The organism is Gemmatimonadota bacterium (assembly GCA_030747075.1).
Taxonomy (GTDB): Bacteria; ARS69; ARS69; order ARS69; family ARS69; genus ARS69.
This window is the reverse complement of record JASLLL010000015.1, coordinates 48854-57769: the sequence shown is the minus strand read 5'-3', so window position 1 is coordinate 57769 and position 8916 is coordinate 48854. Positions and strand designations below refer to the sequence as shown.

The 8916-nt window shown below is 66.9% G+C and carries 4 protein-coding genes; all 4 read left to right on the top strand.

Annotated elements, in window-relative coordinates; genetic code table 11:
* The first annotated feature begins 339 nt into the window (after positions 1-339).
* Positions 340-3279, top strand: coding sequence for a BamA/TamA family outer membrane protein (locus tag QF819_06680; GenBank protein MDP6802844.1), 2940 nt, complete (start codon positions 340-342; stop codon positions 3277-3279).
* 164 nt (positions 3280-3443) lie between these two features.
* Positions 3444-5753, top strand: coding sequence for a UvrD-helicase domain-containing protein (locus QF819_06675; protein ID MDP6802843.1), 2310 nt, complete (start codon positions 3444-3446; stop codon positions 5751-5753).
* Positions 5743-6498, top strand: a complete 756-nt coding sequence (locus QF819_06670) for an MOSC domain-containing protein (GenBank protein MDP6802842.1) — start codon at positions 5743-5745, stop codon at positions 6496-6498. Before QF819_06675 ends, QF819_06670 begins: the two co-directional genes overlap by 11 nt.
* 80 nt (positions 6499-6578) lie before the next feature.
* Complete coding sequence (locus QF819_06665; GenBank protein ID MDP6802841.1) at positions 6579-8897, top strand: SLBB domain-containing protein; 2319 nt, start codon at positions 6579-6581, stop codon at positions 8895-8897.
* Positions 8898-8916: the final 19 nt, after the last annotated feature.

Sequence of the window (8916 nt, the reverse complement as noted above, 5' to 3'; positions counted from 1 at the left end):
TTTCCCCCCCCCGCTCCTTGCCGCACCCCCCCTGACGAACCCTCGCGACGAACCCTGCCGCCCCCCCGGACTCCTCGCGCGGAACTTCGCGACGAACCCTCGCGACGAACCCTGCCGCCCCCCCGGACTCAGAGGAGAAAACCCGTCCAACACAAGTCCCCGAAATCTGCTAATATAAGTACCAGCTAATATCTGGAGCGGACCTGCCGTTAGTCTATGAGTGGGTGGGCATCGTTCCTCGTTGGATCGACAATGTTGACACCATGTTACGCATCCGGGAGATTCCCTGTGGTTCTTGGCGGTCTTCGGCAGCTGGCACCCCCGACAATAGCACTCAGCTTGATTCTGTCTTGCGTTCCGACGGAATCTCCGGCGGCGTTCGGCCAGAACAAGGTGCGGTACGAGGACTTCCGCTGGCGCGTTCTCGTCACGGATCACGCCGACATCTACTTCTACCCGGAAGAAGAGGAACTGGCGTGGCGCGCCGCGGACTATGCGGAGAAGGCTTGCCGCAAGCTCGATCAGGACTTGAAGCACGAGCTTTCATCCCGGATTCCGCTGGTTGTCTTCAAGTCGCACCATCACTTCCGGCAGAACAATGTGAGTCCAGGGATGGTCGGAGAGAGTACGGGCGGGTTCACCGAGTTCTTCAAGAACCGCGTGGTGCTTCCGTACACCGGTTCCGAAGCGGACTTCCGCCATGTCATTCACCACGAACTCGTGCACGCCTACATGTTCGACATGCTGGACGCCGGGTCGGCGGCGAACTCCTTCATGGCCCGGTTCGCGTTCAACATCCCGCTCTGGTTCGCGGAGGGGCTGGCGGAGTACTTGTCGAACCAGTGGGATTCCGAAGCGGAGATGATGCTTCGCGACGCGGCCGTTACCGGGAAGCTGGCGCCGTTCGATCGGTCGCCCGGCGGGTACTTCGTCTACAAGGCGGGCTGGTCCGCGGTTGCGTACCTCGCGCGGCGCCATGGCGAAGAGGTGATCCCCCGGATTCTCGCGGAGCTGGCTTCCACGCGGGATCTCGTCGAAGCCGTGGAGACGGTCACGGGTGAGAAGGTCCCGGACATGGCCGCCGACTGGGTGCGGGATGTGCGGCGCATTCACTGGCCGACCTACGGGTTTCTGGAAGATCCGGAGTCGTTCGGAGAGGTTCTGACTTCCCCGGAAGGCATGGGCGGGTCGTTCAATCACCACCCGTGCCTCTCCCCGTCGGGAGAGCGAGTGGTGTTCCTGTCCGACCGGGAAGGCACGCCGGACCTGTGGGTCATCGAGCCGGGCGCGGGCACCGAGCCACGACTTCTGGCCCGGGGCAATCGCGGCGGGAAGATGGAGTCGCTGCACCCCATGCGGAGCTCGGTGGGGTGGTCCGCCGATGAGAGCATGGTGGCCTTGGCGGCACGGGCGGGGTCGCGGGACGCGCTGATCATCGTGAGTGCCGAGACGGGACGCACGCTGGCCGAGTTCGACCCGGGACTCGACACGCTGGAGGAGCCGGACTGGTCTCCGGTGGACGGGCGGTTTGTCTTCACGGGGATGAAGGGCGATCGAGTGGACCTGTGGGCGATGGATGCCGACGGGACGAATCTGGTGCGTCTGACGAACGATCTTGTGCGGGAACAACGCCCGCGATGGAGCCCCGACGGGAAGCGCGTACTCTTTGCGTCCGACTTTGGCGGCGCGAGCGGGCTGGACCTGCGTGTGCTGGAGGTGGAGACGGGCGAAGTGCGCAATCTGCGCGTCGGGCCGGGAGATCAGTGGGGCGCGGACTGGACGAACGGCGGCGCGTCGGTCGTCTTTGTGTCGGATGCCGAGGGCACACGGGATCTGACGATGATGGACCTCGCAACCGGGCAGACGCGCCGGTTGACCGCACTCCTCGGAGGCGCGGGAGCGCCGACCGCCGCGCGCGCCGGAAGCCGCGTGGTGTTTCCCGCGTACTCCAACGGGCGGTGGGATGTGGTGCTGGTGGAGAATCCGGACACGCTGGGGATTCCGGAAGCGGAGTCCGTGACCTGGCCCGCGATCCCGTGGGACGGGCGGGAGATCTGCGAAGCGCCGACCCCGTCGCCCGCAGAGGCCCCGGACACCCCTTCGGCACCGGAGGAGACCGCCGCCGCAGACCGCTCGGCGGACGCCGAACCTGTCGCGCCCCCGCCCGCCGAACCGCCCGCGCGCAAGACTCCCTTCGTCATCGATTACGAACCGCGCTTTCGCCCGGAGTGGGTGCAGGGGATGCTGGGCTACAGTCCGTTCGGAACCAGCGGCGCGTTCCGGACGACCATCACCGACATTCTCGGTGACCACCGCATTCAGATCGGGGCGCAGGTGTTCCGTGCGGCGCGCAACTCCAATGCGTTCGCGTCCTATTCCTACCTCGGAGGAAGGGTTCACTGGGAGACCGGTCTCTTCCATGTGAAGAACTTCCTTCTGACGGACCGGTCGTCGCTGGGGCAGCCGATTTCGGACAGCGGCGAGAGAGCGTACTTCTCCGAGCAGAGATGGGGCGTGTCGGGCGCGGTGAGATACCCGTTCCATACTTTCCGGCGAGTCGGGTTCGATGTTCGCGTGATGCAGGTGAACCGGACACACTTCGACCGGGAGTCCGTGGACCCGGCGGCCGGGTTCGTCGAGACGGGGACTTCCGGGAGCGCGATCCTCCTCCCTCGGGTCTCCCACACCTTTGACAACACGCGCTGGGGATGGACCGGCCCGGTGCGGGGGAACCGGTGGACGGTGTCGCTCCAGCATTCCCTCACGCTCGGCGGTGAATCTCTTTCGTACGGGACCGCGCTTGCGGACTTTCGGGCGTACTCGCCCCGGGGTGGCGGCACCGTGGCGGCGGTTCGCGGTCTGGCCGTCACCTCCTTCGGCGAAGACCCGCAGGAGTTCCAGCTTGGCGGCCCGCATACGCTGCGCGGCCACCCCTACCGGGAACTGCGCGGACGGACGGCGTTTCTGGCCTCGGCGGAGTTCCGGTATCCGTTCGTGGAGTACCTGCGCACGGGCTGGCCTTTCCGGGCCGTGTTCCGGAGGATTCGCGGCAACCTCTTCGTGGATGTGGGTGCGGCGTTTGACGACCCGGACGGGTTCCATCCGGTGGGGGAAGCTCATGGCGGACACGAGGGTCTTGCCGACTTGAAGGTGGGCTACGGTATCGGCCTCCGATCCCGGTTGGCGTTTATCCCGGTGCGTCTGGATGTCGGCTGGCCGACCGACTTCGTCCACTCGGGGAAGCCGCGCTGGCACTTCTCGATGGGGACCGAGTGGTAATCGCGCCCGGCCCGCTTCCCGACACCCACGCGCCCGACCATTCGTGATACTCTCCCGCTCTTTCCGTCACCCTTCTTCCCATCTGAGCGGGGCATCCCTTGTCCGAATGGTGGAATCCTGCGTCCCTGGGGGAGACCCCGACGGACGGCGCGCTTTCCGGCGCCATGGTGTCCGAAGAGGGAGTCCTTGCGGACTTGAACGACCGGCAGCGTGAAGCCGTTCTGCACGAAGACGGGCCGCTTCTTGTGCTCGCGGGCGCGGGGTCCGGGAAGACGCGTGTTCTGACGCGACGCGTGGCCCACCTGATCGGCGTGAGGGGGACGGCCGCGTCTTCCGTGCTGGCCGTGACCTTTACGAACAAGGCGGCGGGACAGATGCGCGAGAGGATCGTGTCGCTCGTCGGCGACGCAGGCCGCCGCGCGTGGATCGGGACATTCCACTCGATCGGTGTTCGCATTCTTCGCCGGGAAGCAGCGCACGCGGGCGTTCATCCGGACTTTTCCATCTTCGACCGGGCGGACCAGACGACCGCCGTACGGCGCGTGCTGGAAGCAAAGGGAATCTCCCCGCAGGAGCACAAGCCGGAGTCGTTCCTCGGAGTGATCTCACGCGCGAAGAACGATCTTGTCTCCCCGGCGGAGTTTCTCGAAAAGGCGCGCGGGCCGTGGGAACGGCTGGTCGCGGACATCTACGCGTCGTATGCGGAGTCGCTGACCGCGCAGAGTGCGCTCGACTTCGATGACCTTCTCATGCGCCCGGTGCTGCTGCTTCGCGATGAGGACATTCGCCTGAAGTACGCGCGGCGCTTCCGTCATGTGCTGGTCGACGAGTACCAGGACACCAACCGCTGCCAGTACGAGTTCCTGCACGCGCTCACCCGGGACCACCAGAACCTCTTCGTCGTGGGGGATGACGACCAGTCGATCTACGGATGGCGAGGAGCGGACCTTCGGAACATTCTGGACTTCGAGCGCGATTACACTGACGCGACTACCGTTCGCCTGGAGCAGAACTATCGCTCCACCGGGACCATTCTGGACGCGGCGAACAGCGTCATCCGGAACAATTCCGCTCGCAAGGGCAAGGAACTGTGGACGGAGAACGGAAGCGGGGATCGCGTGCTGGTGCTGGAGGTGCCGGATGACCAGACGGAGGCGATGTCCATTCTCCGCATGGTGAAGTCCGCGCAAGCAGAGGGAGGGCACACGGCGGAGGACTTCGCCGTGCTGTACCGGACGAATGCGCAGAGTCGGACGCTGGAGAATACCTTCCGCATGGGAGGTGTGGCGTATCAGGTCGTGGGCGGGCAGCGGTTCTATGAGCGACGAGAGATCAAGGATGTGCTGGCGTACCTGCGGATCGTGGCGAATCCGGCGGACGATGTGGCTCTTCGGCGCGTGGTGAATGTGCCGGCACGCGGCGTGGGCAAGAAGACGCTGGAGGATCTTGCCGCAGCGGCCACGGCAGCCGGGACGCCGCTCCTGGCAGCCATTCGCATGGCGGTCGCCCAGGACGGGGGCGCGGCTCTTCGGCCGGGGGTGCGGAAGAAGCTCGCGGCGTTTCTGGAGGGGTTGGATCGCGCGTCGTGCGCCGGGGAGACGCCGGTGGGGGAGACCACGGAGCGGCTTCTGGAGGACATCGGGTATCAGGCGTACCTCGGGAAGGAGTCGGAGGAAGAGGCACAGGCGCGCTGGGAGAATGTGACGGAACTGCTCGCGGCCATGCAGGAGTTCACCGACGAACACGAGGACGGAGACGCGACGGTGGCCGGGTTCCTTCGCGAAGTGTCGCTGGCCACCGATGTCGACGACATGGAGGAGGAGACGGACCGCGTTACGCTCATGACGCTGCACACGGCGAAGGGGCTGGAGTTCCCGTGCGTGTTCATTACGGGCATGGAGGAAGGACTCTTCCCGCACGCGAACTCTTCGGAAGATGCCGCGGGGCTGGAGGAGGAGCGGCGGCTCTTTTATGTCGGCCTGACGCGGGCGGAGCAGCGCGTGGTACTCGTGACGGCCGGAGAGCGGATGCGGTTCGGCGGGTTCCATTCGTCGCTGCCGTCGCGGTTTCTGGACGAGATCGACGAGAAGTGCGTCGAGTGGCGGAAAGTGCGCTCCGAACGGCGGGGAATGGGGCGCGGTTCGAGTACACCGCAGCGTGCGTGGGGGGGGCGCCGTGCCACGGGAGGGGCCACGGCCCCGGTTCGGAAACGGGCCCCGGTCGGACCGGTGGTGCGGACTCCGGAGCCGGATTACGAGCCGGACTACGAAAACGAGAACCAGGATGCGGGGAGTTCCTCCTTCGAGAAGGGGATGCGGGTCGTCCATCCTCACTTCGGGGAAGCCGAGGTTGAGGCGGCGGAAGGCCGTGGCGAGAACCTGAAGGTGACGCTCCGCTTTCCGGACGGGTCGCGGAAGAAGGTGCTGGCCGCGTACGCGAAACTCCGACCGGCGGAGCAGACCGATGACGCATGAGCGAGGCCGGCCGCATGCGGGCGGAGGTCGGATCCTCTCCGTGCAGGTCGGGATGCCGAAGGACATGACGGCGGAGTACGGTCCCGGCCCGGGGGGGCGCTCGTGGCAGAGCGGCATTGTCAAGCGGGCGGTGGAAGGAGCGGTGCGCGTCGGTCGGGAAGGTCTCGCGGGTGACGGGCAGGCGGACCGTGTGCATCACGGTGGCCCCGACAAGGCTGTGCTGGCGCACGCTTCGGCGCACTATGATCACTGGCGGCGCGAACTGGCGGAGGTGCTGGGCGGCGTAGAGGGAGTGCTCCCGGCCGATCAGTTCCCGCACGGGGCGTTCGGCGAAAACCTGACTGTCGAAGGGATGGACGAGGAAACGGTCTGCATCGGAGATGTGTTCCGTGCGTCGGCCACAGACGGAGAGACCGGGGGCCATGGCGGTGGGGGGGGCGGCGCCCTCCTTCAGGTCACGCAGCCCCGGCAACCGTGCTGGATTCTGGCGAAACGCTGGGGCGTCCGGGAGCTTCCCCGCGCGGTGGACCGCATGGGCGCAACCGGATGGTACCTGCGAGTGTCGGAGGAAGGGACGGTGGAGGCGGGGATGGCTCTTCGCCTGGTGGAGCGGCCTCACCCGGAATGGACGCTCTCTCGCGCGTATCGGGCGTTTCAGCAACGCCGCGACGCCCCGGAGCAGGCCGCGCATCTGGCGGAACTGGCGGAACTGTCGGAAGCTTTCCGGCAGGAGTTGCGGGCGTAGCCCAGCGGATGGTGGCGCGGTTCGGGAATCCCCCCTAGACTTTCGACCGGCCGGACAGAACAGCAAGCGGGGGAACGAACATGATGATGCGCTTTGGGAAACGGGTTCGCCGCGGGATCGCGGGGGTTGTTGTGGGGTGCGCCTGCGCCGCGGGCGCTCTCGCCGCGGGATTGCCGCCCGGCGTTTCGGAAGAAGATGTTCTGCGGGAACTCCGCTCACGCGGCATGGACGACGGCGCGATCCAGGCCGCCCTCTCGGGAGGCGGCGGGAGCGAGCCGGGGAGAACCGCCCCGGCCGACATCCCTGAACCCGCGCGTGAGGTTCTGGAGGAAGGAAGTGCCGCGCCGCCGCCTCCGCCGCCTCCGCCGCCCGTGAAGGGTGGCTCCGATCTCGCCCGTTTCGGCGAGAGCCTCTTCAGCCTGGCTCCCTCGACCTTCGCCCCTCCCGCGTACGGCCCGATCGATCCGGGCTACCGGATCGGACCCGGCGACGAGATCGTGATCGATCTGTGGGGGGACGCGGTCTTCCGGCTGGAGAAGGTCGTCTCCCGCGAGGGGACCGTGCTGCTGGCCGATGTCGGGCAGGTGAGCCTTTCGGGGCTTACGCTGGCCGAAGCGGAGGAGCGCGTCCACGGGCAGTTGTCGAAAGCGTACTCCGGGCTGGGTTCGACCCCGCAGACCGCGTTTCTGGATGTCTCGCTCGGGAAGCTGCGGCCCATCAAGGTGTTCGTGGTCGGGGAAACGCGCCGCCCGGGGGCGTACGATCTGTCCGCCGCGTCCACGGTGTTCCACGCGCTCTACTATGCGGGGGGTGCGTCTCCGCGCGGTTCGCTGCGCGATGTGCGCGTGGTGCGTGGCGGGGAAGTCGTGGCGCATCTCGATGTGTACGACTACCTCCTGCACGGTACGCGCGACGGCGACATTCGCCTGGAGGATGACGACACCGTGTTCCTCCCGGTGCGCGGAAAGCGGATCGCGCTGCGCGGGGAAGTGCGCCGACCGGCGCTGTACGAACTGCTCGCGGGAGAGACGCTCGCCGATGCCGTGAAGATGGCGGGGGGGATCACCGGGACAACCTATCTCGACCGGGCGCATGTGAACCGCGTCGTGCCGCCCCGGGAGAGGGATCTCATGCGCGAGGACCGGGTGGTCGTGGATGTGCACCTGGGCCGCGTTCTGGCCGGAGAGGAGTCCTTTGCGCTTCAGGACCTGGACGATGTGAAGCTCCTCTCGGTCGCGGATCTCAAGCGGAACTATGTGGAGATTCGTGGCCATGTACGGATGCCCGGCACCTTCGAGCTGAAGGAAGGGATGCGCGTGCGGGATCTCGTGATGCGCGCCGACAGCTTGAAGGGCGAGGCGTACCTGGCCCGGGCGTTTGTCGTGCGGACGCGCGAGGACTTTACGCGCGAGACCTTGACCTTCGATCTGGGCGCGGCGATCGCGGGGGCCGACGCGGAGAACATCCCGCTGGAAGCGTGGGACGAGGTGGCCGTGTACTCCATCTGGGACCTGCGAGATCGAGAGACCGTGCGCGTCACCGGGGCCGTGCGAAGACCCGGCGAGTACGAGCGCACGGACCGCATGACGCTGGGGGAACTTCTCGTGCGCGCGGGAGGCTTCGAGGAGCACGCGTTTACGGAGGAAGTGGAGGTGTCGCGCGTTTACCCGGAGAACGGAGACCGGACCCGGATCGCGGATGTGTTCCGTGTGGAGATTGCGGAGGGTTTTCTGGAGAGCGGGGATCTGCCCGCGTTCGCGCTGGAAAACCACGACCATGTCTTCGTGCGCAAGCTTCCCCACTGGGAGCTGCAACGGAATGTGATGGTGACGGGAGAGGTGCTCTTCCCGGGGGCGTACACGCTGCGGACCCCGACCGAGACGCTGGCGGATGTGCTCGACCGCGCGGGCGGACTCCTGGAGACCGCGTACCCGGAGGGGTTTCGCATGGAGCGGAAGTTCGGGGGCGCGGGACGCGTGTCGGTGGACCTTGTGAAGGCGCTGGCGGACCGCGACAGCGACCAGAATCTCGTGCTGGCGTCCGGAGATGAACTGATGGTGCCGGAGCGCCCGATGACGGTGAAGGTCTCGGGAGCCGTCGGGCTGCCGACGAGCCTTGTGTACCGCGCGGGGAAGGGGATCGGGTTTTATGTCCGGAACGCGGGCGGATATCTGGACACGGCGAAGCGGAGCGAGGTCAAGATCGTGTACTCCACCGGGCGCGCGGAGAAGGTACGGCGCTTCTGGTTCGACCCGGGTGTGGAGCCGGGATCGCAGATCGTCGTCCCGGCGATGGCGGAGGAAGAGGGCACCGACTGGGGGGAGGTCGTGAGGGATGTGACCGCCGTGCTGGCCAGCCTTGCGACGACGGTACTCGTGATCGATCGCGTGGGCGGGTAGCGGAGGGAGATGTCGGGGC

Bases quoted from the DNA above. Each gene is read 5' to 3' on its own strand.
- QF819_06665 (MDP6802841.1), top strand. From the start codon at position 6,579: ATGATGATGCGCTTTGGGAAACGGGTTCGCCGCGGGATCGCGGGGGTT.
- QF819_06675 (MDP6802843.1), top strand. From the start codon at position 3,444: ATGGTGTCCGAAGAGGGAGTCCTTGCGGACTTGAACGACCGGCAGCGT.
- QF819_06670 (MDP6802842.1), top strand. From the start codon at position 5,743: ATGACGCATGAGCGAGGCCGGCCGCATGCGGGCGGAGGTCGGATCCTC.